The sequence below is a fragment of the Streptomyces sp. NPDC048002 genome, from assembly GCF_040653275.1.
Lineage (GTDB): Bacteria > Actinomycetota > Actinomycetes > Streptomycetales > Streptomycetaceae > Streptomyces.
In genome coordinates this window covers 43,129-66,452 of the sequence record NZ_JBEZNL010000013.1, presented here as the reverse complement: position 1 = coordinate 66,452, position 23,324 = coordinate 43,129, and the positions used below count along the sequence as shown (strand labels likewise).

Annotated in this window: 18 protein-coding genes; 5 read left to right on the top strand and 13 right to left on the bottom strand. The window is 68.5% G+C overall.

Features of this window, described 5'->3' with window-relative positions:
* Nucleotides 1–61 precede the first annotated feature (61 nt).
* Together AB0E07_RS18460 and AB0E07_RS18455 are read right to left on the bottom strand one after the other, a co-directional pair.
* A complete protein-coding gene (locus AB0E07_RS18460) occupies nucleotides 62–1,963 on the bottom strand; it encodes a hypothetical protein (RefSeq protein WP_362252575.1) in 1,902 nt (633 codons plus the stop codon).
* Nucleotides 1,960–2,961: a hypothetical protein gene (locus tag AB0E07_RS18455; RefSeq protein WP_362252572.1), complete on the bottom strand. Its 1,002-nt coding sequence runs from the start codon at nucleotides 2,959–2,961 to the stop codon at nucleotides 1,960–1,962. Before AB0E07_RS18455 ends, AB0E07_RS18460 begins: the two co-directional genes overlap by 4 nt.
* A gap of 21 nt (nucleotides 2,962–2,982) precedes the next feature.
* Between AB0E07_RS18455 and AB0E07_RS18450 the strand changes: the two genes are divergently transcribed.
* A complete protein-coding gene (locus tag AB0E07_RS18450) occupies nucleotides 2,983–3,303 on the top strand; it encodes a helix-turn-helix transcriptional regulator (RefSeq protein ID WP_362252569.1) in 321 nt (106 codons plus the stop codon).
* A 210-nt stretch (nucleotides 3,304–3,513) separates the two neighbouring features.
* Here the strand turns inward: AB0E07_RS18450 and AB0E07_RS18445 are convergent, their stop codons facing one another.
* The gene (locus tag AB0E07_RS18445; protein WP_362252566.1) at nucleotides 3,514–4,035 is read right to left on the bottom strand and encodes a hypothetical protein; all 522 of its coding nucleotides are present in this window, start codon (nucleotides 4,033–4,035) and stop codon (nucleotides 3,514–3,516) included.
* A gap of 278 nt (nucleotides 4,036–4,313) precedes the next feature.
* Between AB0E07_RS18445 and AB0E07_RS18440 the strand changes: the two genes are divergently transcribed.
* Nucleotides 4,314–5,081 carry an IclR family transcriptional regulator gene (locus AB0E07_RS18440; RefSeq protein ID WP_362252563.1) on the top strand — a complete coding sequence of 256 codons (768 nt, stop codon included), beginning with the start codon at nucleotides 4,314–4,316 and terminating at the stop codon, nucleotides 5,079–5,081.
* 722 nt (nucleotides 5,082–5,803) lie between these two features.
* Here the strand turns inward: AB0E07_RS18440 and AB0E07_RS18435 are convergent.
* From AB0E07_RS18435 to AB0E07_RS18415, 5 genes are all read right to left on the bottom strand, one after another.
* On the bottom strand, nucleotides 5,804–6,343 hold the full coding sequence (locus AB0E07_RS18435) for a DUF262 domain-containing protein (RefSeq protein ID WP_362252560.1): 540 nt from the start codon (nucleotides 6,341–6,343) through the stop codon (nucleotides 5,804–5,806).
* A gap of 89 nt (nucleotides 6,344–6,432) precedes the next feature.
* Complete coding sequence (locus tag AB0E07_RS18430; RefSeq protein WP_362252557.1) at nucleotides 6,433–8,613, bottom strand: UvrD-helicase domain-containing protein; 2,181 nt, start codon at nucleotides 8,611–8,613, stop codon at nucleotides 6,433–6,435.
* A gap of 50 nt (nucleotides 8,614–8,663) precedes the next feature.
* Nucleotides 8,664–10,271, bottom strand: coding sequence for a serine/threonine-protein kinase (locus AB0E07_RS18425; RefSeq protein ID WP_362252555.1), 1,608 nt, complete (start codon nucleotides 10,269–10,271; stop codon nucleotides 8,664–8,666).
* 106 nt (nucleotides 10,272–10,377) lie between these two features.
* Entirely contained in the window at nucleotides 10,378–10,839 is a 462-nt protein-coding gene (locus AB0E07_RS18420) for an ATP-binding protein (protein WP_362252552.1), read from the bottom strand.
* Nucleotides 10,840–11,008: 169 nt separating this feature from the next.
* Entirely contained in the window at nucleotides 11,009–11,344 is a 336-nt protein-coding gene (locus AB0E07_RS18415; RefSeq protein WP_362252549.1) for a hypothetical protein, read from the bottom strand.
* A gap of 1,079 nt (nucleotides 11,345–12,423) precedes the next feature.
* Here AB0E07_RS18415 and AB0E07_RS18410 point away from each other — a divergent pair.
* Entirely contained in the window at nucleotides 12,424–13,260 is an 837-nt protein-coding gene (locus AB0E07_RS18410) for a helix-turn-helix transcriptional regulator (protein ID WP_362252546.1), read from the top strand.
* Nucleotides 13,257–13,460: a DUF397 domain-containing protein gene (locus AB0E07_RS18405; protein WP_362252543.1), complete on the top strand. Its 204-nt coding sequence runs from the start codon at nucleotides 13,257–13,259 to the stop codon at nucleotides 13,458–13,460. Before AB0E07_RS18410 ends, AB0E07_RS18405 begins: the two co-directional genes overlap by 4 nt.
* Nucleotides 13,461–13,519: 59 nt before the next feature.
* On the opposite strand, the gene AB0E07_RS18400 is transcribed toward AB0E07_RS18405, so the two are convergent.
* The 4 genes from AB0E07_RS18400 to AB0E07_RS18385 all read right to left on the bottom strand — a co-directional run bounded on the left by AB0E07_RS18400 (nucleotide 13,520) and on the right by AB0E07_RS18385 (nucleotide 22,251).
* A complete protein-coding gene (locus AB0E07_RS18400) occupies nucleotides 13,520–16,702 on the bottom strand; it encodes a type I restriction endonuclease (RefSeq protein WP_362252540.1) in 3,183 nt (1,060 codons plus the stop codon).
* A complete protein-coding gene (locus AB0E07_RS18395) occupies nucleotides 16,699–17,928 on the bottom strand; it encodes a restriction endonuclease subunit S (protein WP_362252537.1) in 1,230 nt (409 codons plus the stop codon). The genes AB0E07_RS18400 and AB0E07_RS18395 overlap by 4 nt, the downstream gene beginning before the upstream one ends.
* Nucleotides 17,925–19,916, bottom strand: coding sequence for a class I SAM-dependent DNA methyltransferase (locus tag AB0E07_RS18390; protein ID WP_362252534.1), 1,992 nt, complete (start codon nucleotides 19,914–19,916; stop codon nucleotides 17,925–17,927). The genes AB0E07_RS18395 and AB0E07_RS18390 overlap by 4 nt, the downstream gene beginning before the upstream one ends.
* A gap of 124 nt (nucleotides 19,917–20,040) precedes the next feature.
* A complete protein-coding gene (locus AB0E07_RS18385) occupies nucleotides 20,041–22,251 on the bottom strand; it encodes an N-6 DNA methylase (protein ID WP_362252531.1) in 2,211 nt (736 codons plus the stop codon).
* 201 nt (nucleotides 22,252–22,452) lie between these two features.
* Here AB0E07_RS18385 and AB0E07_RS18380 point away from each other — a divergent pair, with 201 nt between their 5' ends.
* A complete protein-coding gene (locus tag AB0E07_RS18380) occupies nucleotides 22,453–23,025 on the top strand; it encodes a hypothetical protein (RefSeq protein WP_362252528.1) in 573 nt (190 codons plus the stop codon).
* On the opposite strand, the gene AB0E07_RS18375 is transcribed toward AB0E07_RS18380, so the two are convergent.
* Nucleotides 23,001–23,240, bottom strand: coding sequence for a hypothetical protein (locus AB0E07_RS18375; RefSeq protein WP_362252526.1), 240 nt, complete (start codon nucleotides 23,238–23,240; stop codon nucleotides 23,001–23,003). The two genes, AB0E07_RS18380 and AB0E07_RS18375, sit on opposite strands and share 25 nt — an antisense overlap.
* Between the last annotated feature and the right edge of the window lie 84 nt (nucleotides 23,241–23,324).

Sequence of the window (23,324 nt, the reverse complement as noted above, 5' to 3'; positions counted from 1 at the left end):
GGCTGGTAGCCGTGGCGCAGGCATGTGGGGTTTTCAGGGGGCGGAGCGCGGCGGAGGTGTGTCACTCGCGTGGCGGAGGCTCGACCTGCTCAGTCGGAAGCGGTCGCGCCTGAGGCGAGTCGGAGGGCTCACCGGGTTGGATTGCGGCGCTCTGCGTGCTGGCTTTGCGGGGCTGGATGCCCTGGTCGCGGAGGAACCGTCGGATGGCTCTGAGGTTCGCCACAAAGATGATGACGGCATTGAGCAGGGTCTGTGCGACGCGTCCGTGCGGCAGGCGGAGCTGGGGGTTGTCGATGCTGTCGAGGGCGGATTTCTTGAGGTTGCCGTTGCCGCCCTCGTTCTGACTGCGCAGTCCGGACCAGGCTTCCTGCCACAGAGGGGTGAACAGGGGGTATTTTTGCCGCCACTTGGCCAACACGGTGCCCGGGACGGTGATGCTCTTCCCCCTGCAGATGTCGGGGTAGACGGGGCTGTCCCGCTTGGGCCTGGGGATGGTGGGCAGGGCTGCCGGGGTACGGACAGTGGGGGCGTCGAGGTCGACGACGGTAGATGGGCGTGGCTGGGGCCGGCGGTAGCAGGTGACCGTGGCGTGCGGCCCGAGGGCGGGGCACTGTCGACGCTGGTCCCCTGCGGGCCCGTATTCCTTGATCTTGGTCTGGTAGTCCTTCCGGGACTGGATCAGGTCGAGTGCGTGGGCGCGGTCCTCGTCAGTGCGGCTGTCGATGTATGTGGCGCCTGCAGTGACGAGCGGGGTGGGCATGAGCGGGCAGTAGAACTCGCCGCCGACCAGCTGCATGCCGCGGAACTCTCCCTGCCGGTCGACCTTGTCGTCGTTGTAGTGCTTCACCGAGTTGAGGCCGAGTTTGAGCAGCTGCAGATGCAGGTTGTGAGGCTTGGCCTGGGTGATGCCCCGGTCGGCGCAGAACAGGTCTTTGACCAGGCCTCGTTCGAAGGCCGGCTGGATGGCGCGCAGGGCGGCCGGGCCGGGTTCGGTGCCCGGGGTGTGAAGGATCATGCCGAGGCAGACCGCGGGGTAGGCGCCAGCGAGGTCGCCATGGCCATGGCCTGGGAATGCGGCCATCATGGCGTAGCGGAACTCTCTCTTCTCTGGCGCCTTGGCCTTCTTCTCCCGTGCCGACTTGGTCTTGCGAGGCACTGGCTTGTTTGCCGTGCCGCGCCGGGTGCCAGTGTTCGTGGAGGCCGCAGCTTTGCCGCTGGGCCTCGGCTTCTTCTGGGTTCCTCCCTTCACGTACATCCCGGCGGTGATCTCAAGCGAGGCCCGGTCCTGGTGGTAGTCCGGCTCTTTGCCCCAGACCGGAACCGGAGTGTCGTCGACCGCGATGTGGCCAGGCCACCGAGCGAAGTCGCCGCGCCGGTAGGAAGCCATCACCGGAGCGAGAATCAGATCCTGGGCGATGGCCTCCAGGTTGCGCACGGTGTCCTGGTTGGCGCGGGCATTCCACTTCCGTCGGATCTTCTTGGCCTCGCTGAGCGACAGCCGCTTGCGGCGGTCGTGTGGTGCCGGGTCGAGGCGCCGGGTCATCGAGGCCCAGGACCGGTAGACGCGCTTCGACGTCGCGTACTGGTGGTGCGCGACGCGGTCGATTTCTTCTCGGGTTGCGCCCTCGCGGATGTGCAGGTCGACGTCGGGGACGTCAAGGAGGGCTTTGGACCCTGGAGACAGGGCGAAGAAGAGCGTCTCCCATGCGTCGTTGATGTTCGCGCTCTTGCCCATGTACTGCGACAGGATCAGGCCGATCAGCACTGTGCGGAACGGGAAGCCCTTCGGGCCTGGCCGGTGCTCGTTGGAGGGAAGGCGTTCCAGTACTCCGCTGTGGCGCACGAGGTCGAAGACCTGCCTCACAACGCGGTCGCTGAGGGTACGGCCGGGGGCCTGCGGTGCAGGGCGTAAGGCGAGGCCGGTACGCCGGCAGGGTTTGTCCTCCGGGTTCTTCCTGCTCATGCCGCCCCCCGCAGCAGATCGGATGCCTCCGCTTCGGGCACGTCGTGGAGGAAGACGAGGTAGCGCGAGAGGCTGTGCAGGGTCCCGAGTCCGGACGCTTTGAGGATCACCTTCAGCGGAATCCCTGCGTTCAGCAGTTCGACGAGCCAGGTCGTACGCAGCCGCTGGGTCTGCAGCACTGCACCGTCACAACGGCCGATGATCCGTGGGTACCTGGCCAGCCAGTCCGATGCGATGTGCTTGCTGGTGCGGTCCTGCCAGTCCGGCCGGAATGCGTACGCGTCTGCCGGGATGTGGGCGGCTTCCGCCAGCAGCAGTTCCTCGTAGGCGTACCGGCATACGACAGTGCGCGGACGGCGCCCGTGCACCTTGACCAGTGCCCGGCCGGTGGGGCCCGCGAGGATGTCCCCCCCCTGAACGTACACAAGATCCTCAACGGCGAGCCCGCAGCCAACGCCGAGGCAGAACAGCAGGCAGGCGTTGCGCCGTTGGGCCGGGGTGGGCAGGCTCTGCGCCCAGATCAGCCAGTAGGCGATTTCCGCCGGCGGGTAGGGGGCCACTGGGGCGGCGGTGGCCTTCAGCCGGATCGGCGGATGTTGTCCGAGCTGGTCCAGCAGGAGTGCTTCGGAGGCCCGGCGCAGCTGGCTGCTGCAGGTTCGGCGGCTGTTGGCGGCCATGTCGCGGCAGCCGACGAGGATGAACCGTTCGACGGTGCTCTGGTCAAGGATCACCGAGGGTTCGAGCGGGAGGCCCTGGGCCTCGACCCAGGCGACCAGCCGTGCGAGCGGTGTCATGATCACGTCTGGGCCGTAGGGTCCCGCTGCGACGGCCATGAATCCCAGCGAGCGGACGACCGGAGCGATGCGGCGCCACTGGGTGGGCGGCACCGTCTCCGCCTTCGGTGCGTAGGCCAGCAGGCGATTCGACACAGCGACCTCCAGGCGCAAGGCCCATGACAGGTGGCCGGTTAACCGGCCACTGATGTCAGTGTCGATCACGATCTGAAGGAACGCATCTTTATGACCGGAGGCCGAGCGCGCACGGCGCCGCCATGGAGCTACGCCGTCGATCCGGAGGAGTGGCCGGATGCCCGGATCGCCGGGGAGCCCGCCGCGGCGGTGGTCCAGACGATTGCCCGTCGCCTCGCCGCCGCCCTGCGTGAGAGGCCGGAGCTCTCGCTGCGTGCCCTGGCCGCCCAGAGCAACGTCGGCAGACAGACCATCGGCGATCTGCTGGCGGGCGCCACCTGGCCGGATGTGTTGACGGTCTGCCGACTGGAGCGTGCCCTGGGTCTGGCGCTCTGGCCCGGATCGAATGCGACCCAATGTGTTCATGACTGATCCCCAATTGCCTCTTTGAGGTCAGTCGTGCACGCTCAAGTGCGGAATGGTGCAGACGCCCTATAGCGCCATCCGTGGGGGCGCTAGAGTGAACGTGCGCGACGGACCGGAACCCTGCTAGGAGAAGCGTCCGTTCGCGTGTTTGGCGGCCTCCCTCGACCGCTAATCGAGGGAGGCCTGCTTGTTGGGTTAGGGTCGTTCTCGGGTGGATCAAGCGGCCCGGGGTGACAGCACGGCCCGGAACATTCCCGGTGCTACGTTTTCCACCTCGCCAAGTTGCTTCATGCGGTTGAGGGTTTTTCCTACGGATGAGCGGACCGTCGCGTCCGCTCCCGGGCGCACTGCCGCCGCGATATCGGTGATGGACATTGCCTCTTGAGCGGCGCACAGGAGTGTGAGGATCGCATCGCGCATGCTTCCGTTACGTGGTGGCCCCAGGGCCCGAGTGCCAATCCCCGGGCGCACATCTTCGGACGAAGGATCCTCGTCGGCGACAGAAACTTCAGACGGACCCTCCCGGGAAGGCTGGGCGGTTTCCGCGTCCTCGCCAGTGTCCGGCGGCTCTTCGCGGACATCGGTGGATTCGACGTCCTGGCACATCATCGCGTACACAGCTTCCAATGTCGCCAACTCGCCGCGCAGTGAAGTGATCAGCTCCTTCACGGCATGCCGGGCCTGACCGATGTAGACACCCTTGTCTGACGCAGGTGCGTTGGTCTGGTATCCCGCCATAGCGAACTCCTAAGGAAGGTCGCTGCCAGTGTAGGGACGGCACACTGTGGCACGCACGCAGTTCCTGTGAGGCGCTATCAAACGGTCAGCAGTGCGCTCAAGCACGGCAAGTCCGGTCGGGGTTAGCGCAGGACTCGACCCGTGTTGGCGCAGAGTTGGCTCGCCGGGTTCGTGCGATACCGCACCGGAGCTGTGAGACGTGCAACCACAGAATTCTGACGTGTGGATTCTGTCGAAGCTCCCGGTCTCCGGGAACGTTTGAGCGTTACGGTTCCTTCATGGTGGATGGCAAGCATCTGTCGGCGACAGAGGCCTTGGCGTCGGTGACGAAGGCCCTGGATGTTCTAGTCCTGGCGTATGACCGGGGGGAAATCGGTGTTACCGAAACCGCCCGGGAGCTCGGTATCTCACGTTCCACCGCACACCGCATCCTGGTCACGCTGCAGCGCACGGGTTTCCTGCGCCACGATACTGGCCAGCACGGATACTCGGCGGGGCCGCAGCTCGTACGCATGGGACTGGCCGCGATCGCCCAGCTGGATGTCCGACGACAGGCGCGCAGACCCCTGGAGGAGCTCTCCGAGAAGCTGCAGGAGACGGTGTGCCTGTACTCCCTGGATTCGGCCGTCGTCCGACTACTCGACGGAGTCGAGTGCCGGCATGTCCTGCGCGTCAGCGTTCCGCTCGGACAGGAGTTCCCCGCCCACGTCACAGCGGCGGGCAAGGCTCTGCTCGCTCTGCGCGACCCGGCAGATGTCCGCGCGACGCTCCCGGCCGCGCTCCCCGCCACGGCGGCAGGAAGCATCACTGAGTGGCCGCTGCTTGAAGTGGAGTTGGAGGAAGTCAGAGTCCGGGGATGGGCGGCAGACCTCGAAGAAAGTGCACACGACCTTCACGGCGTAGGCGTGGCCATCCGTAACCGCATCGGGGAACCGCTCGCCGCGATCTCCGTGTACGCGCCCGCCGTACGTCTGCGTGAACAGGACATGCCAGCGGTTGCTACGGCCCTTCAGGAGACCGCCGCCACGATCGCCAGGGCCGAGTGACGGGGGATGTCGAGGTGCCGGGGTCTTCAAGGCTCCAGGGTGATCCGCCCGTCCGGGATCCACCCCTCCAGGTATCCCGTCAACAGCACATCCACATTCGGCAGATCACACCGTGCGCACAACTCCTGCCACTGCTCAGGCCCCGCCCAGCGTGTCGCTCCCCTCCAGGACAGATAATCCGGCGGATCACCAGCTTCAGCGAGACGAAAGACGAACACGTGCGCCTCTCGACGGCTCCGGCCTACGGGCACAGGCACCTGAGCCCAGCGGCATCCTTCAACAGCGCCCCCGCGCACCGGCATCGCGCCGACCACATCGCGGAGTACGCGCACTGCCACCTCACGGTAGGTCTCTGTGGCTCGGGCGGATCCTGAAGGGAGCACCCATCGGGGAAGAACTCCAGACAGGTCGTCTGCCACCAGCGCAAGCCGGCCGTCCGAGCTCAGCAACGCGACGAAAACCACCCGCCGCATCCTGGGAGGCGGCACGGCAGGGAGCCCCGAACTCTCGGCAGCGTCCAGGAAGACAGGCACAGTCCGATCCTGACATGCGGCCGCTTAACCGGCCACTCGTGTCCCGGATCGACGCGAGTTTCATCTCTAAGCTCAATGCGGTGAGTGTGATTCGTCGCGCCTGGGGGCAGCCCACAAGCCGTACGGAGATCGGCCTGGCTGAGCTTGAGACCGGTGCTGTTGAGCGACTCGAAGATGCGGTGCACGTTGTCACCGCGCTCGGCGGTGACGGCGACGAGCGTGAGCCTGGAGGTGATGGCCCGCTCGAAAGCGGTAGGCGGCGGTCACTCGGTCCCCGGCAGCCTGATCCGCTGGGGTGTCCAGGATGTGCGCGGCGTACTGCGGACGGTCGGCCTGCGTTGGCAGCAGACGGTACCGGTCGGCGCCCTTGCGGCGCTTGTTGATCAGGCATTCCTCGTCCACCCGCTCGGCTTCGTCAGGTTCGGAATCCGCGATGTGATCACGGATCGCGGCCAGCGCCAGTGCCGTGAGGCGCTGCTGTCTGTCCACCACCAGCCAGCGCGGGAACGTCGGCTCGTTCTGCGGCGAGGGCGCGAGGACCACCGAGCCGAGGAAGTGGGTGCTCCTTTTGTCCCCGGGCTCCACCAACTCCGCCTGCTCCAGGATGTCGTCCCACAACTGCGCGAGTTGTTTCTCCGTCCAGGAGTACGTCCTCTGGCAGAGCGGCACTTGGGATTGCTGTGCCCGCCCCTGTACGAGATCGTCGAACAACGTCTCTTTCGCCTGCAACTTCGCGCCCCCTCTTCACCGATGACCTTCGTCATGCGTCGGGCGGGCACTCTATGACGTCACGCCGGACGGCACGGTGATGCTTATAGTCACCCCGCCGGACTCTCCTGAGGTGTACCGGCCCCCACTCCGGCCTCCACCAGGAACGGACTCGCCTCGCCCGACCACGACACGTACAGACTGTCGCGCGCTCTCGTGCAGGCGACGAACAGCAGGCAGCGTTCCGACATCATGTCCGTCTCGTGCTGCTTGGAATCCAGCTCGGCCGGCGTCACCGCCTTCGCGAACGGCACGGCACCGTCGTTGGCGCCGATCACCGCGACGCAGCGGAACTCGAGTCCCTTGAACGAGTGCATGGTTCCGACCCGTACGGCATCCGCCGCGCCCGCTGTGTCGGCGGACCGCAGCGATACGGCGGGGATGCCTGCGGTCTTGAGGTGGGTCACCGCCTTGGCGCACGTCTTGTTGAACCGGGTGCTCACCCCGATCTCCTCGGCGCCGACGCCCGCATCCAGCCACGTCCGCACTTGGGCGACCAGAGCCGCGAGTTCGACGTCCTCCTCCGCCGCCGCGTGCACGGCAGGCCCGTCGCCGTGCAGGGCGGAGCGGTAGCCGAGCAGCGTGTCGTCGCGGCCCTCGTCCTCCAGCTGGGCGATGGGACGGCCGATGAGCAGGGCGGTGGACCAGCGCAGGATCTCCTGGGTGCTGCGGTAGTTCTTGCGCAGTTTCACCGACCGCCCGGTGACCTTGATGCCGAGCGACTTCAAGGACACCTTCGAGTCGTAGATGCGCTGGTGCGGGTCGCCCGCGATGAACAGGTCGTCCGGGCGGGCGGGCACGGCCGCGCGCAGCAGACGCCACTGCGCCGGGTGCAGGTCCTGCGCCTCGTCCACCACCACATGCCGGTATCGCGGCCCCTTCTCCGCCAGCAGCCGCGCCGCCTCTGCGCAGGTCTGCAGCCAGGTCCGGGCCCCGTCCGCGGCCAGGCCGTTCGTGAACCGCTCCACTGTCTCCCACACCAGCGGTCGCTCGGCCGCCGTCAGCCGGCTCCCGCGCCCACGCCGGTCCGCCGACTCGTACTCGGCGAGGCTCCGGATGTCCTGGGCGAGGATGACGTGCCGGTACTCCTGGGCGAGGAACTGCGCGCTGCCGGGGAAGCCGGTCGCCTTGGCGGCCTTGCCCCAGCGGCTCTCCTCCTCGTTGTTCATCAGCGGCCGCAGAGCCACCGCGCCCGGCGCCTCTGCGACGACCCGGCCGGCGAATCCGTCCACCGTCGAGATGTCCACCTTCTCGCGCAGTTCCGGGTCCTCCACCAGCGACTCGAGGCCGGAGCGGAGCGCGTTGACGAGCGCGTTGGTGTAGGTGGTGAGCAGGATGCGGTCCCCGTCGCGCAGGTGCCCCAGCAGGTGCTTGACGCGGTGCAGGGCGACGACGGTCTTGCCGGTGCCGGGCCCACCGGTGACCTGGGCCGGCCCCGAGTACGACGCCCGGTAGGCCACCTTGCGCTGCGAGGGGTGCAGGAACACCCGCCAGGCCGCGAACGGCTTCTCCAGGATGTCCCACAGCTCCTCCGGCGCCGTGACCAGCGCGATGCGCGCCCGGGTGTGCTGGATCGCCGTCTCGTAGTCCTGCGTGTCCACCGGCTGCGTCGACGCCTGGAGGGCGGGCGCGACGATGTCCTGCCACACCTCCTCGATCGGGATCCCCTCGGCGAGGTACTGCAGCACCTCACGCTGGTCCTGCGGCAGCAGCGGCGCGAACACCTCCAACTGCTCCTTGTCGACGAGCGACCGCGCCTGCCGCAGCGTCTCGTCGTCGATGCCGAGAGCCTTCAGGTCCCCGTCGGAGAACTCCGCGAACAGCCGCTTCTTCGGCGAGCCCTCCGCGACCCGCTCGTACGCCGGCGTGAGCTCGTCCAGGGTCGCCGCATCCCGGATCTCGACGGCCCGCGTCACCTCGTTGATGCTGGCCTTCTGCTTCTTCGCCCAGGCGATCGCCTTGTCGTGCTGCATGACCCGCAGCAGGATGAACGTGTCCCCCGTCGGCGGAGCGAGGACCACACCGCGCCAGAACTGGTCGATACGGATCGTCCGTATCTGCTTATCCTTCGCGTTCGTCAGGCTCTCCAGCTTCAGCCCCTGATCCTTGAAGAGCTGATCGAGGGTGAGCTGGTTGAACTTCTCCCACGCCTCGAGCACGCCCTTCCTGACCGGGGGCTGGAGCTTGGGGAGTTCGGCGAAGAAACCGATGTCGAAGGCGAGCTGCGGCATGAGGGGGATCCTAAAGGCCGGGCGGGGTGCGATGCGGGCGGAGTACCAGGTCAGGAGGAGGAGCCGGGGCTGCCACCGTCGAGATCCAGACGGATCACGGCCAGCGTCTCGGCGACCTCGGCGGTGAGTTCGTCGCCCGGGCCGAACACCATGCACAAGTCCGCGTGCAGCGGCTCCAGGACGGCGAAGGCGTCCGCGGCCCGCCCCTGCGCAAGCAGCAGCATGCCGATGTCGCGCCGCAGTTCCACGGCCGTCTCGCTCATATCGCCGTCCACGGACCGGACGACATCGAGGACGTCGTGCAGCCCCGCCAACGCCTCCGTCACCTGGCCGAGTTCGCCCCGGCAGCGCGCCGCCTGCGCCCGGCTGTCCAGCGCCTCCTCACTGCCCGGGCCGCTCACCCGCCCGTAGGCGTCGGCGAGCGCCTCGAACTCGGGCAGCGCGGCCCGGTGGTCGCCCGCCAGCTGGCGGCTGACCGCCCGTCGCATGCGCAGCCCGAGGACCGCCTTGTTCTCCGAGCCGAGGGCGCGCGCGGCGGGCTCGATCATCTCGCCCACCACCTCGGCGGCCTGCGCGTACCGCTCCTCCTCCAGCAGGGCGCGGTAGTGCGCGTGGACCTCCCGGATCTGCTCCCGCAGCGCCTCCCGCTCGGCCGCCGGAACGGCGGGCGGGAGACCGGGCCCGGCGGCGGCCCCGGCGGGCCGCGCGCCCGCGGTGCCGGCGCGCGAGCGGGGCGCGTACGGGCGGCGGAAGATCCCGGTCGGGTCGGGCGTCCCCGCGGGCCCCGCCTCCTCCGGCGTGGACTCCTCGCCGGGCGCGGGCAGGAAGGGCCGCAGCCGCTCGTACACCTCCTGCACGTCCGCCGGACGCGCCTCGGGCGCCTTGCGGAGCAGGTGCAGGACCAGGGTCTCGAGCTCCGCCGGCACCTCGGGACGCAGTTGCCGCAGCGGCGTCGGGGTGGCGTTGACGTGCTGCATCATCAGTTGCCACTCGCTGTCCCCGGCGAACAGCGGCCGCCCGCAGAGCAGTTCGTGCAGCACGCACCCGAGCGCGTACAGGTCGGCGCGCGGCGTGACCCGCCCGCCGCGCACCTGTTCCGGCGCCATGTATTGGTGCGTCCCGATGGGGCTGCCGGTCGCGGTCAGCTTGGTGACGTCCGTCCGCAGGATCGCCGCGATGCCGAAGTCGAGCACCTTCACCGTGCCGTCCCGGGCGACCAGGATGTTGCTCGGCTTCAGGTCACGGTGCACCACGGGAACGTCGTGCGCGTACGACAGCACGGTCGCCACCTGCGCCGCCACGGCCACCGCCCAGCTCACCGGGAGCGGCCGCTCCGGGTGCACGTAGGCGGTCAGCGGCACGCCGTCGACCAGCTCCATCACCAGGAACAGTTGCTCGTACGACTCGTCGAGCACCGCGTCGTACACCTGCGGTACGCCCGGATGCTGGATCCGTGCGGTGATCCGCGCCTCGCGCCGGAACCGTTTCTCGAACTCCTCCGCCAAGTGCGGCGACGCCACGGCCTGCGGGCGGATCAGCTTCACCGCGACCGGCCGGTCCAGGACGGTGTCGTAACCCCGCCACACGTCCCCCATGCCGCCGTGGCCGAACTGCTCCAGCAGCTCGTACCGTCCCGCGATCCGCCGTGGCTCCGGCACCTGGTCACCGCCCCCGCCCCCGTCGAGTTACCGAAGTGGTCTTCGATGCGCTGGGAAGCAGTTTCGCGGGTGCGGGTTCCGCGCGTCCAACCGGGTCGCGGGCGACCTACGTGATCAGGTCACGGGAGGCTGCGTAATCGGCGGCGCACTCCGCCCAGATGGTCTTGCCGGGCCCGCCCGTGGCGCGCGGTGAACAGCCCCACCGGTCGGCCAACGCCTCGACGAGCAGCAGGCCGCGCCCGCCGCCGCCGTCCGGCGGCGCGGTGGGAATGTGGGGCACGCGTTCACCGCGGGTGTCGCTGACCTCGATCCGTACGGTGCCGGTGGCCGGGTCGGCGGTGAGCAGGACGTGGAAGTCCCGGCCGGCCACGTGTCCGTGCCGGACGGCGTTGGCGCACAGCTCCGCCGTGATGAGGCTGACGACGTCGTGCGCGTCGCTGTCGTACGGGATGCCCCAGGCGTCGAGCCGGGTCCCGCACAGCCGCCGGGCCAGGCGGGCGCCGCGCGGGGTCGAGCTGAAGCACATCGCGAACTTGTGCACGGTGAGGGGTAATTGTGCTGCGGTCATGCACTCACGGTGGCGTGTCGTGGCATAGCGTCACCAGGGGTGACGCGCTGACGTCGGCCCTTCGTACGGGGCGGGCGGGCGCTCTGTACGTGGTGGTACGCGAGTACGCGGGGAAGGGGCCGCACCCTCTTGCGGCCGTCCTCGCTGGGCCGGCGGGCCGGCGGACCGGTCAGTGGGTCAGGACAAGGACGAGGACGACGAGGGTGACGACCGCTGCCACCGCCAGGAAGACCTTCCTCCGCCCCTCCTCCGACACCCGCCGCCGGACGTCGAGTCGTCCGTCACTGCTTCGGAAGACGTAGAACTCCAGGTTGTCGGAGTAGGGCGGCGTCGCCTTGACGACCGTGAGCCGCTTGATCACGACCTCTCGCTCCTTCTCGCCCTTCCGTAGGCGCAGGTGCGGTTCGAGGGCCGAGCGATGGTCAGGGGAGAGGTCGTCGGGAAGCGGATCCTGGATGCCGAGCCGGTCCGTGTGCCAGCCGCCCGAGCCCAGTCCCGAGGCCACTTGCCGGGGCCGTGGGACAGGGGGTGACACTCTCTCGGTCTGTGAGGGCCACTTGATCCGTCCTGCCGTCCAGGACGTCAGGTTCCCGTGTCCACGGCAGGTGGCGCACTCGACGGTGCCTGCCCCCTTGCACGGTACGCAGGGGATGCGCCCACTCGCCTGGCACTCCTGACACCTGACCTTCCCCCAGCCCCGGCACCCGGGACACGCGCTGTCGGGTGTCTGGCAGGCCTCGCAGTTCACCCGTTCGTCGGGTCGGTCGGCCCGGCCCGGCTTGGGAAGCCTGGGCGGGGTGCTGGGCAGACCGCCGTGCTTGAGGGTTTGCGTGCATGCGGTGACGCCCTGGCACACGGTGCATACGTGGGCGGGCTCGCACGGGCGGTACCTCATGCCGTTGCAGTCGGCACACCGCCGCCGGCCGTTGCCGCAGTCACAGGACCGGAGATGCACCGTGCCGCGCTTGACCAGGTCGAGCGGCCGGTCTCCGGGCTTCTCGTGCGGGCTCAGCTTGTAGTTTTCCAGCACGTCGTACACCGGTCGCTCCGAGAGGTCGACGGCGCCGGGCTCGTGCTGTGTCCCCTCGGTGCGTTGCTCGACGCGCCGGGTGACGGTGCCTTCAAGCAGGTGCAGGCGGGTGAGGTGGAAATCCGCAGGGGCCGCGCCAGGACGCCTGCTCCGGCCGCGTGCCAGGAAGGCGCTGAGCGCCGCACGCACCTCGTCGTCGGACGGATCGTTGGGTGCCACCACGAAACTCGCTCCCCCCCAAGTAGCGCCTCTCCCGCCCGAGACAGAGGCCGGACCGGTGCCGAGCGACCCCAGTGTGACGGGACAGGGCCCGCCGCGAAAGAGCGCGAAAGGGAGAGCTCATGTTGCCGCCCGTCCGCGCGGCGCGCGCAGCAGTCCGTGCCGGAAGCGGTGCTCACCAAGCCTGGCCACCGCGGGCACGGCGGGCGGCGCGTCGGCCCTTGGGCGTGGCGTGACCTGTGGTGATGCCACGGCGTTAACCCATCGGGGCGGGCTCGACCCCTGTGTCCGGCGAGGTGCGGCAAGAGGTGGGCAGGGCGGTGACCGTGAGGGACGTGGAAGCGGAGCAGCGGCAGCAGCGGCCGGAGGACGAGCCGGGGACGGGCGTGGTGACCGCGTTCGGGCGGCAGTTGAAGCTGCTGCGGGTCCGGGCGGGGATGGACCGGGCGGAGTTCGGCAAGCGGGTCGGCTACTCGGCGGACACGGTGGCGTCGATCGAACAGGGACGGCGAATCCCGCAGGCCCGGTTCATCGAGCGGGCGGATGAGGTGCTGGGGGCTGGCGGGTTGCTCACGGCGTTGAAGGAGGAGGTGGGGCGGGCTCAGTATCCGGCCTACTTCAGGGACGCGGCTTGCTTGGAGGCTCGGGCTGCGGGCTTGAATCTTTACGCGGTCTACGCGGTTCCCGGCTTGTTGCAGACAGAAGACTACGCACGAGCCATCTTCCAGATGCAGCGCCCTCTGCTGCCCGACGACATCATTGAACAGCGCTTGGAAGCCCGCCTGGCTCGACAAGAGGTCTTCAGTCGGCGGCCCGCGCCGCTGATGAGCTTCGTGATCGAAGAGGCGGTTCTGCGGAGGCCGTTGGGCGGTCGAAGGGTGATGCGGGGGACCCTGGAACAAATCCTGCTGACAGCCCAGTTGAGGCATGTTGAGGTGCAGGTCATGCCGACCGACCGTGAGGACAACGCCGCCTTGGGTGGACCCTTCACGTTGATCGACACGGACAAGGGCCAACGGATCGCGTACGCAGAGGTACAGGATGACAGTCGGCTCTACACCGAGGTGTCCAAGGTGCGTGAGTTGGAGGCCCGGTATGGCATCCTCCGATCACAGGCCTTGACGCCGAGCGAGTCAACAGCCTTCATCGAGAAACTGATGGGAGAGCCATGAGCGTTCGCATAGCGCACGCCGTGCCAGAATCAGCCTGGTTCAAGAGCAGCTACAGCACAGGTGGCGGTGGCGAATGCGTGGAAGTCGCTGCCGCTTCCGGAGCCGTCCTCGTCAGGGACTCGAAGCGGCCCGCAGTCGCCCGGCTCGCATTCGGCCCCGAAGCATGGACTGACTTCGTGCGGCTGGCCGCTGGGCACTGAACCGGCCGACCTCCGACGTGCGGGGCCCGGCGCGCGCGCTGCGCCGGGCCCCGCACGCGTCAGATGTCGTCCAGGCCCTCCTCCCGGCGGATCATCCGCCAGGCCGCGCGGCGGGCGCTGCGGTCGAGGTTGGACTTGAAGTCGCGGTCCGTGCCGAAGTACCGCTTGCCGAGGGTGTCGATCGTGGAGACATGATCCATCATGTTCTCCTCGAACTTCTTGTCGAAGACGATGCCGAAGTTCTCCTCGTCGTTGACGAGGGCGGCGGCCCGGACCTTCGGGTCCTTCTTGGTGGCGTTGAAGGCCGGGAGGACGTCCTCCTCGGTGAACTCCGTGCCGAACTTGGCGTTGAACTTCTCGATCAGCTCGGACAGCAGTGACTTCTCGGAGTCCTTCGCGCCGCCCGCGCCGTCCCCGAAGCCCTTGAGTTCGGCGGGCCCCTCCGGGTTGAGGGACACGTCGTACTCGCCGGTCTTCTCGACGCGCAGGTGGCTGAGGTCCACTTCACCTACGTCGACTCCGCCGTCCGCGAGGCGGGGAAGCCGGTTGAGCAGGTAGCGCCCGAAGAGGTACAGGCGCTCCAACTCGGCGTCCTGGTACGGCACGATCTGCGCGAGGAAGCCGTACTTGCGAACGTAGTCATTGAGGTTGGCTCGGAAGTCCTCGGCGGCCTCGACGTCGTCCTCCTCGTCGCTCTCCAGGAGGTGGGTGAAGCGGGTGACGGCGGGCGACAGGAGGCGGTACAACTCGGCGTGCAGCTTCTCCCACTTGGACTGGGAGCCGCCCGCCTTCTCCTGCGCCTCGAAGTACGCGGCGACGAACTCGTCCATGTCCTGCTCCGAGATGATCGGCGCGGACATGACGCGGCTCTGTGCCGAGTACAGGAGGTTCGGGTCGGAGGGCAGGGTCTGCGCCTCCTCGAAGTACGGGCGGAACGCCTCCCTGATGTCCTCGGCGTCGTTGACGAAGTCGAGGACGGCGAGGTCGGCCTGGGACTTGCGTTCAGCGGTGCGGTTGAGGCGCGAGAGCGTCTGCACGGCGGCGATACCGGTCAGCGTCTTGTTGACGTACATCGTCGTGAGGAGCGGCTGGTCGAAACCGGTCTGGTACTTCTCGGCGACGACCAGGATCCGGTACTCCTGCTGCCCCTTGCCGCCGGCCTTCGCGGCCTTGTCGTCGGCGCGGGTGTAGCCGAACGCCTTCGGCAGGGCGCTCTCCGACAGGCCGCCGTTCTCCTTGCTCTCGGTGGTCTCCTCGCCGTCGATGGTGAGGGACCCGGAGAAGGCGACCAGGACACCGAGGTCCGGGTACTTGGTGTCGTAGTCGCGGTCGGCGATGTAACTGCGGATGGCGCGGGCCATCTGCACGGCGGAGTGACGGGAGGCCGTGACCACCATGGCCTTGGCGCGTCCTCCGAGCCGGCCGCGGGTGTGGTGGACGAAGTGCTCGACGATCACCTGGGCGTGCTGGGACACCGTGTGCTCGTGCATGAGCGCGAACCGGGCGAGCAGGCTGTTGGCCTTGGAGGGGTCGACCTCCTTCTCGTCGTGGTTGAGGTTCGCGAGTTTCCAGTAGGTGTTGTAGGTGACGTAGTTGCACAGAGGGTCGAGGATGAAGCCTTCCTCGATGGCCTGGCGCATGGAGTAGGTGTGGAAGGGGCGGTAGACGGTCTTGCCGTTCTCCACGTCTTCCGTGCCGAAGAGTTCGAGGGTCTTGGACTTGGGCGTGGCGGTGAAGGCGAAGTAGGAGAGGTTGCCGGCCCGGGAGCGCGCCACCGCCTTCGCCTTCAGCTGGGTGTCCAGGGTCACCGTGGTCGCGCCCTCGTCGTCCGAGTCGGCGTCCAGGCCGAGGTCGCGCAGGGCGGACTTCACGGCGGTGGCGGCGTCGCCGGACTGGGAGGAGTGCGCCTCGTCGACGATGATCGCGAAGCGGCTGCCCTTGATCTCGGTCGGGTTGCGCTTGATGTAGTCCAGCAGCGCCGGGAACGAGTGCAGGGTGACCGTGACGATCTTCCCGGTGTCCCGGGAGAGGGCGCGGGCGAGCTGCTCGCTCTTCGCCCCGTGCTTCTCGTCGACCTTCACGACCAGGCCGTCCGTCTGCGAGAAGCTGCCGACGGTCGCCGAGAGCTGGGCGTCCAGGGCACGGCGGTCGGTGATGACGATGACCTTGTCGAAGACCGGCTCGCCGGGCTTGATGCGGCCGTCGGCGAGGGCGTCAGGCCGCAGGACGGCGGGATCATTGCGGGCGTGCAGGTCGCTGAGGCGGTGGGCCAGCCAGCCGATGGTGTTCGACTTGCCGGACCCGGCGGAGGCCATGACCAGGTAGTTCTGGCCGGCGCCGTGCACGGACGCGTGTGCGGTGAGCTTCCGGACCACGTCCCACTGGTGGAAGCGGGGGAAGATCGTCGACTTGGTGGTGCCGCTGCCGGGCGTCTTGTGCTTCTGCTGGTGCACGAAACGCTGGAGCAGGTCGAGCCAGTTGTCCCGCTGCCAGACCTGTTCCCACAGGTAGGACGTGGCGTACGTGCCGTGGGCCGTGGGGGCCGGGTTCCCGGACCCGCCGGGCTGGCCGGGGCCGTTCGAGCCGGTGTTGAAGGGCAGGAACCGGGTGCTCTTGCCGCGCAGTTGCGTGGTGACGAACACCAGGTCCGGGTCGACGGCGAAGTTGGCGATGACGCGCCGCGCGAAGATCAGCTCGGTCGGGTCGCGGTCGGTCCGGTACTGCTCCTTGGCCTGCTCGACGCCCTGGCCGGTGAGCGGGTTCTTCAACTCGGCCGTGGCGACCGGGATGCCGTTGAGGAAGAGGGTGAGGTCGAGCCGGTGACCCCAGTCGGCCTGCTTGGTGGCGTAGGGGAGTTCCCGGACGACGGTGAGGCGGTTGGCCCGGTAGCCGTCGAGGACCGAGTCAGCGGAGATGAGGTTGGGCTTGAAGTAGGCGACGCGGAGGCGGACGCCTCGGTCCTTGACGCCGTTGCGGAGGACGTGGAGGAGGCCGTCATCGGAGATGGCCCGGTCGAGACGCTGGGCGAAACCGCGCTGGGCTTCGTTGGGGTTGCCACCGTAGACGGTGAGGAGTTCGTTCCACTCGTCGGGCTGGGTGGCGCCGATGAAGGTGAACAGCTCGTTGGTGTCCAAGCCGAGGTCGGCCTGGTAGTCCTCCACGTGTGCCTCCCGCCAACCGCGTTTGCAGAGGGCAGCGACGATGGCGGTGCCGAAGGCGGACTCGTCGTGCACCGGACTCATGCGAAGACTCCTTCGGTGATGTTGCGACCGCTGGCGGTGGACACGTCCAACTGGCCGGACACGGCAGCCGTGATTAGGGCCTGGCGACGCTCAGCAAGCAGTGCAACCTGATGCTCAAGCGTGCGGAGAACTCGGGCTTGAGCCTCCAGGGCCGAGTTCAGACGGTCCACTCGGTATCGTTGCTCGGCTAGGTCCGGAACAGGGGCTACGAAAGAAAGGGTCTGCGCTGCGCTGATGACTTCCTGCGCGGCTCCGTACTGGGACAGTTGCACCTGCCCCTGTCCTGCCGGTGAGTTGATGAACGCCGTCAGGAAGTGGGGCAGCATGGCTTGGCCGCGCCGCAGAATCAACACGGATGCACAGTTCGCTCCGTCGTACTCGTCGGTTACCACGGCAGCCCGCCCCGGGGAGCCGGCTCGAACCACGAGGACGTCACCGCTGTGGACGCGTGACCGGCGCAGCTCCTCGTTGCTGTCGGACGACATGAACTTCAGGCCCCGAGGATCGATCCATCCGGATCGCACGTTAAATCCATGAATGAAGGGAACGCCATCGTCCTCGAAGTACGTCGACGGGTTGATGACGACGCCTACGTTCACCGCGGGAATGACTCGACGGAGAGGCAGCACCGGCCAAGAGCGGGGCACGATGCCCACAAGAGGGTGCTGAACCGAATCGGGGCCGCTAGACGAGACACACTCGGCCAGCGCAGACGTGCGGCGCTCAGCCAGGAGTTTCATCTGTTGATGCCGCTGAGTTACGAGTCGTTCGATACGAGAAGTCTCGACGTCCAGGAAGTTCGCGATGCGGTGCTGTTCCTCCATGGGCGGATTCCACACCATGATCTGCTTCAGGTCGTCCTGAGTCAGCTTGTCCCTGGTCGCTCCGGTAATGTAGTTGGCGTAGTCGACCGAATTCAGGGCGTAGGCCAGGAAACGACCATCGACGGACGTCGGCCGTAGCGCGTGGATGTGGTTGTTGATCCAGGATGGACCTTCAATGTAGTACGCCACGTCCTTCCCGGTGGTGAAGAACGGCGCGCCGTCCTCACCAAGCAGAACGAGCGGTTCGTTGAAGATCGCGGCGCTAACCGAATCGAGGATGCCCCCAGCACCCCAGTACGGCACGTCGCCCTGCATGTCCGACCGTTCCTCCCGGTTGAGAGGGATTCGGCGACCGTCGAGGCATACGACGAGGCGACGCAGCGGAATGGTTGGCCACGTCACCTCGTGACCTCCCTCAGTAGGGTCTGGATCTCGGCTTCCAATGCTTCCAGATCCCTATCGATCTCCTCCAGCGGACGTGGCGGCTGGTACACATAGAAATGCCGCGTGAACGGAATTTCGTACCCAATCTTCGTCTTGCTGTGGTCGATCCATGCGTCCGGCACGTGCGGGTGGACCTCCCGCTCCAGATACTCCTCGACATCCTCACCCAGCGACACGTTCTCGAAGTCCCGGAGCTCCGCGTCCGGCTCCGGCTCGCCCTTAACGCGCTGGACTTCGCCCTCCGGGTGCCGTACGCCGACGACATCGCGCAGCGCCTTGTTGAACGATGCGCCCGTGGGCCACGTCCCGCCAACCTGCACCACCGCGTCCTTCAGCGCGAGCCAGGCCTCCTGCTTCGTGCCCCAGCTCGACCCCATGAGGGTGATGAACGCGTCTGCCAGCACCGGAGCCTGGGGAAGCTTCTGGATGGACTTGGACGCCTCCAGCGCCGCCAGCGCTTCCTCCGTCACCTCAAACCGCAGTTTCAGCGGGCGTTCCACGGTGATTCGCTGATACCCGAAGTCCTCGTTGCGGAAGACCTTCACTTTGCTGTGCAGCGGGTGCTCTGCGTCGGCCACCACGGCCAGCGCCTCGCCGTACAACTCGACCACCGTCGCGATGTGGTCCTTGCCCAGCGCCTTGCGCTTGTCGCCCAGCGACTTGCGCATCTTCTGCCACTGGTCGCGTGCGTCCAGCAGGACGACCTTGCCCTTGTGGTCCGGGCCCTTGCGGTTGGTGAGGATCCAGAAGTACGTCGAGATGCCGGTGTTGTAGAAGAGCTGGTCCGGCAGGGCGACGATGCCCTCCAGCCAGTCGTTCTCCAGGATCCAGCGGCGGATCTCCGACTCGCCCGAGCCGGCCGCGCCCGTGAATAGCGGCGAGCCGTTGAAGACGATGGCGAGGCGCGAACCACCCCCGCCGTTCACGTCCACCGGCTTCATCTTCGAGATCATGTGCTGGAGGAACAGCAGCGAGCCGTCGTTGATGCGCGGCAGCCCCGCGCCGAAGCGGCCAGCCTCGCCCAGGGTCTTGTGCTCGTGCTCGACCTCGTCCTTGACCTTCTTCCACTCCACGCCGAACGGCGGGTTGGCCAGCATGTAGTCGAAGGTCTTCCGGGCGTGCCCGTCGTCGGAGAAGGAGTTGCCGAAGGCGATGTTGTCCGGATCCTGGCCCTTGATCATGAGGTCGGACCGGCAGATCGCCCACGACTCGGGGTTGAGTTCCTGCCCGTAGACCTCCACCGTGGCGTCTGGGTTCAGTTCCTTGATGGTGTCGTCCATCGCGGAGAGCATGCCGCCCGTGCCGCAGGCCGGGTCGAGGACCGTGCGCACCGCCCCCGGCAACTGCAACGCGTCGCCGTCCGGCGCGACGAGCAGCCGCACCATGAGCTGGATGACCTCGCGCGGCGTGAAGTGCTCACCGGCCGTCTCGTTGGACTGCTCGGCGAAGCGGCGGATCAGCTCCTCGAAGATGTAGCCCATGTTGTGGTTGGGCACGACTTCGGGACGAAGGTCCAGGTCCGTGAACTTGCCGATGACCTTGTAGAGCAGCCCGGCGCCGTCCAGCCGCTTGATCTGCTGGGCGAACTCGAAGCGGTCCAACACGCCCCGCGCGTTGTCGGAGAAGGCCCCCACGTACACCAGGAGGTTCTGCGCCGCGTTCTGCGGGTCGTTCGCGATCTGCTTGAGGGTGAGCGTGGAGGTGTTGTAGAAGGCGTGGCCGGAAGCCTTGCGGAGGAACTTGTCCGCGACGATGTCCTGACCCTCGAACTGCGCCACGGTCTCCGAGACCTTCTGGCGTGTGGGCTCGAGTACGCACTCCAGCCGCCGCAGCACCGTGAACGGCAGGATGACCTTGCCGTAGTCGGACTGCTTGTAGTCCCCCCGCAGGAGGTCGGCGACGGACCACGCGTGGTTCGCCAACTCCGTGTGCTTACTGCTGTTCAACTGGATCTCCGGATCCCTTCCGAAATGTCCCAACCCCACCGCCCAGGCCGAGCCCAGCCGAGTCGATCGGCCAGTCTGCCGGGACGGTCCGACAAGTGTGGTCTATGTGTGCGAGGCCGCGTGCCTAATGGAGCGAATCGCCACCCCGTCCGCCCGCCTCCGCGGCCTTCGCCGCCTCCCGCGATGGCAGCAACTGGCCGCCCGTGAGCCCGCCCGCCAGTAGCCGTGCCGTCTCCTCCGCCAGGCGTGTGGCCCGCTGGGCCTCCGCCCGCAATTCGTGCACGTGCCGGAACGCTTCCCCGTACCGTCGCTGCTCCTCCAGCGGCAGCAGTGGCACGCGCAGTCGGCCCGGGCTGACCGTCAGGATCGTGCTGCCGGTCGACGCACCAGCGATGTTCTCCTCCGCGCCCAAGAACCCGGCGAGGAACCAGGCGTCCAGGCGTGCCGGGTCCGGGCGGAAGAGGTGGACGTGGGGGCCGAGCAGCGCGCCGGCGTCCGCCTCGTCCGCCACCCGGGCCATCGGGCCGTCGGCGCTCGCGACCGCCCGTACGAGGACGTCGCCGATGGCGATCACGGGTGCCGTGTCGTCGTACAGGCCCATCGGGTCCCCAGTGGGACCCGACCCGGTTGCGATGTCGGAGCCGGTGAGCACCGGCCGCGTCTCGGGCCTCCCGTCCCCGCCGCTCGCGGTCTGCGCGCGGGTGCGCACGCTGTCCGGCAGGTTCCGCAGCAGGGTGAGCGCCCCGCCGCGCGTGAGGTCGGACGCGGTCGCCGTCCGCCACCGGCGGGCCGTGGCGCCCGCGGCGCTCCACGCCTCCTGACCGGCCGTCCGCCCCAGGGACCTCGCGGCCTCGACGAGACTCCGGCGGGTGGCATCGACCTCGGCCGACAGTTCCGCCGGGTCGATCTCGGCCCGTGACGCCCGTACGAGTCGCGTCGGCGTCAGGTCCACCACGTCGTCGAGCAGGTCCACGACCCCGACGGCGTGCGCGACGCCGGGCTCGCCCTCGAACGTGTCCGGGCTCTCCGTGAACGCCCGCCAGGCGTCGAGAGCCCGCGCCGTGATCCCGTCCCAGTCAGGGGCGGCGGACCTGCCTCCGCCCCGTCTCCGCGCGCTCACCGTCGTCGTCCCGCCGTGTCCGGCCGCTGCCGCCGTGTCCGCCGCCGTGTCGACGAACAGGACGGACTTGCGTTCCGGGCCTCCCGGTTCGGGGCGTTGCAGTACCCAGATCTGGAGGCCGACGTGCAGGGGTACCGACGCGCCGGGCGGCAGGGCGATCACCGCACGCAGGGCGCCGCTGCGGACGAGTTCGGCGCGTACGCGGCGGCCTGATGCGCGGCCTGCGGTGGCCGGCGGGAGGAGCAGGGCCGCGTGGGCGCCGGGGGTGAGGTGGGAGAGGGCGTGCTGCACCCAGGCCAGTTCCGATTCGGCGCGGGGCGGTACGCCGTAGGCCCAGCGGGGGTCGTAGGCGAGTTCGTCGTGGCCCCAGTCGCGGTCGCCGAAGGGCGGGTTGCACAGGACGGCGTCGGCGAGGAGGCCGGGGAAGGCGTCGGCGCGGAGGCTGTCGGCGGCGTGGACGGTGACCGTGGCCTCGGGGACGGTCAGCATCAGGCTCACGGCGCTGCGGCGGGCCTGCACGGGAAGCGTGTCCTGGCCGTACAGCTCGCTCGCGCCCCTGCGGGCGGCGGCTGCCAGGAGGTTGCCGCTGCCGCAGGCCGGGTCGAGGACGCGGGCGGGGGAGCCGGGGATCAGGTGGGCGAGCAGGTCGGCGAGCGGGGCGGGGGTCTGGTAGGCGCCGGAGGCGGCGCTGTCCTCCAGTTCCCGTTCCGCGAGCACGGCCAGCGCGGCCTGGCCACCTTCGTCGCGTACACACGCGTACAGCGCGCGCAGCACCGGCGCGTCGCCCGGCTCGTAACGGACGGCCTCCGCGGCCGGTACGGCGTCGGCGGCCGCGGAGGCTTCCCTCTGCGCGCGGGTCGCGAGGTCCGCGTCCGGCAGTCGTACGGCGGCCGTCAGCTCCTCGGGCGAGCGGCCGGCCGCGGCGAGGACGAGCAGCAGCAGGTCCTCCGGTCTGCCGCCGCCGTTCTGTGCGTGCAGGCGCAGTGTCGTGCGCAGTTCCTCCGACGGGCTCGCGGCCGAGGTGTGGCCGCGGGAGGCGAGCCAGGCGCGCACGGCCTCCAGGTCGTACAGCGGGCTGCTGTCCGTGCCGCCGGACGGCGCCGGGAAGTCGTCGTGCCGACGGCGCCAGTTGCTGACCGTGGCGCGTGTGACGCCCGCGATGCGGGAGATCTCGGCGGCGGTCACCTGGGCGGGTGACGCGGATGACTGGGGCATGGGCGGTCCTGGGCCTCTCGGAAGCGGACGTCAACAACCTACAGCACCCGTCAAATCTGTCAATTTATTTGACAGTGCTTTCAGTGCGCTGCTTATCTGAAGGTGCTTCCGGTGTAAGTGGCCGCCCAGCAGGTCTTCGTGCTGCGGGCTGGCCTGCCGACTGTCGGCCTGCCGCGCCGACCTCACGAAACGGAGAACGCCATGACCTTCCAGCAGCCCGCTCCCCAGCCGCCCGGCTACGACCCGCAGGGCTTCACCGGCCTCGCCGCGCCGCACGGAGGGGGCCAGGGTGAGCGCCGCAAGAGACGGCTGAAGTACGGCGCTGTCGCCCTGGTCTCGCTGTTCGTCGGCGTCGGGATCGGTTCGAGCGACGGTTCCGCCGACACCACCGGCAAGGCGACGGTCGGAGTGAAGGCCGCCCCCCGCCCCACGGTCACCGTCACCGAGACCGCCGCGGCCGCCGACCCCAAGCCCGCGCCGACGGTGACCAAGACGGTGACCGCCAAGCCGAAGAAGACGCACAAGTCCGGCCCGGCGGCCGGCTTCTCCGGTGAGGGGGAGTACCTCGTCGGTGAGGACATCAAGGCCGGCACCTACAAGACCGCCGGGCCCGACGACGAGTGGGGCTGCTACTGGGAGCGCGCCAAGGACGCCAGCGGCGAGTTCGGCTCCATCATCGCCAACAACAACCTCGACGGCCCGGGGCGCGTGACGCTCAACAGCGGCGAGTACTTCAAGACCAACCGGTGTCAGGAATGGAAGCTGGTCGGCTGAAGCGCGAAGGGCCGGTCCCGGTCACCCCTCTCGATCTGGAAGGCCCATTCGTGACGATCACCGAGCACACAGAGCTGACCCGTCGCTTCGCCGACGACTTCACCGCCCTGCAGGAGGCCGTCCTGGCGCGAATGAACGGGATCTGCGCTCCTGAGGTTGCCGTGGCCTTGGAACATCCTTCGCTCACCGGCCCCATCGCCATCGCTCTCGCCCACGCCGATGTCCTCGCTCGCGGGGCTGTCCGGCGTGCGGAGCTCTCGACACAGTCCCCGGAGCGGCTGCGACGGCCGTCGCCCGGA

What these genes read in the sequence shown, in the direction of transcription:
- AB0E07_RS18460 (WP_362252575.1), bottom strand. Translation starts at nt 1,963, where the DNA reads ATGAGCAGGAAGAACCCGGAGGACAAACCCTGCCGGCGTACCGGCCTC.
- AB0E07_RS18450 (WP_362252569.1), top strand. Translation starts at nt 2,983, where the DNA reads ATGACCGGAGGCCGAGCGCGCACGGCGCCGCCATGGAGCTACGCCGTC.
- AB0E07_RS18445 (WP_362252566.1), bottom strand. Translation starts at nt 4,035, where the DNA reads ATGGCGGGATACCAGACCAACGCACCTGCGTCAGACAAGGGTGTCTAC.
- AB0E07_RS18440 (WP_362252563.1), top strand. Translation starts at nt 4,314, where the DNA reads ATGGTGGATGGCAAGCATCTGTCGGCGACAGAGGCCTTGGCGTCGGTG.
- AB0E07_RS18430 (WP_362252557.1), bottom strand. Translation starts at nt 8,613, where the DNA reads ATGCCGCAGCTCGCCTTCGACATCGGTTTCTTCGCCGAACTCCCCAAG.
- AB0E07_RS18420 (WP_362252552.1), bottom strand. Translation starts at nt 10,839, where the DNA reads ATGACCGCAGCACAATTACCCCTCACCGTGCACAAGTTCGCGATGTGC.
- AB0E07_RS18405 (WP_362252543.1), top strand. Translation starts at nt 13,257, where the DNA reads ATGAGCGTTCGCATAGCGCACGCCGTGCCAGAATCAGCCTGGTTCAAG.
- AB0E07_RS18400 (WP_362252540.1), bottom strand. Translation starts at nt 16,702, where the DNA reads ATGAGTCCGGTGCACGACGAGTCCGCCTTCGGCACCGCCATCGTCGCT.
- AB0E07_RS18385 (WP_362252531.1), bottom strand. Translation starts at nt 22,251, where the DNA reads ATGCCCCAGTCATCCGCGTCACCCGCCCAGGTGACCGCCGCCGAGATC.
- AB0E07_RS18380 (WP_362252528.1), top strand. Translation starts at nt 22,453, where the DNA reads ATGACCTTCCAGCAGCCCGCTCCCCAGCCGCCCGGCTACGACCCGCAG.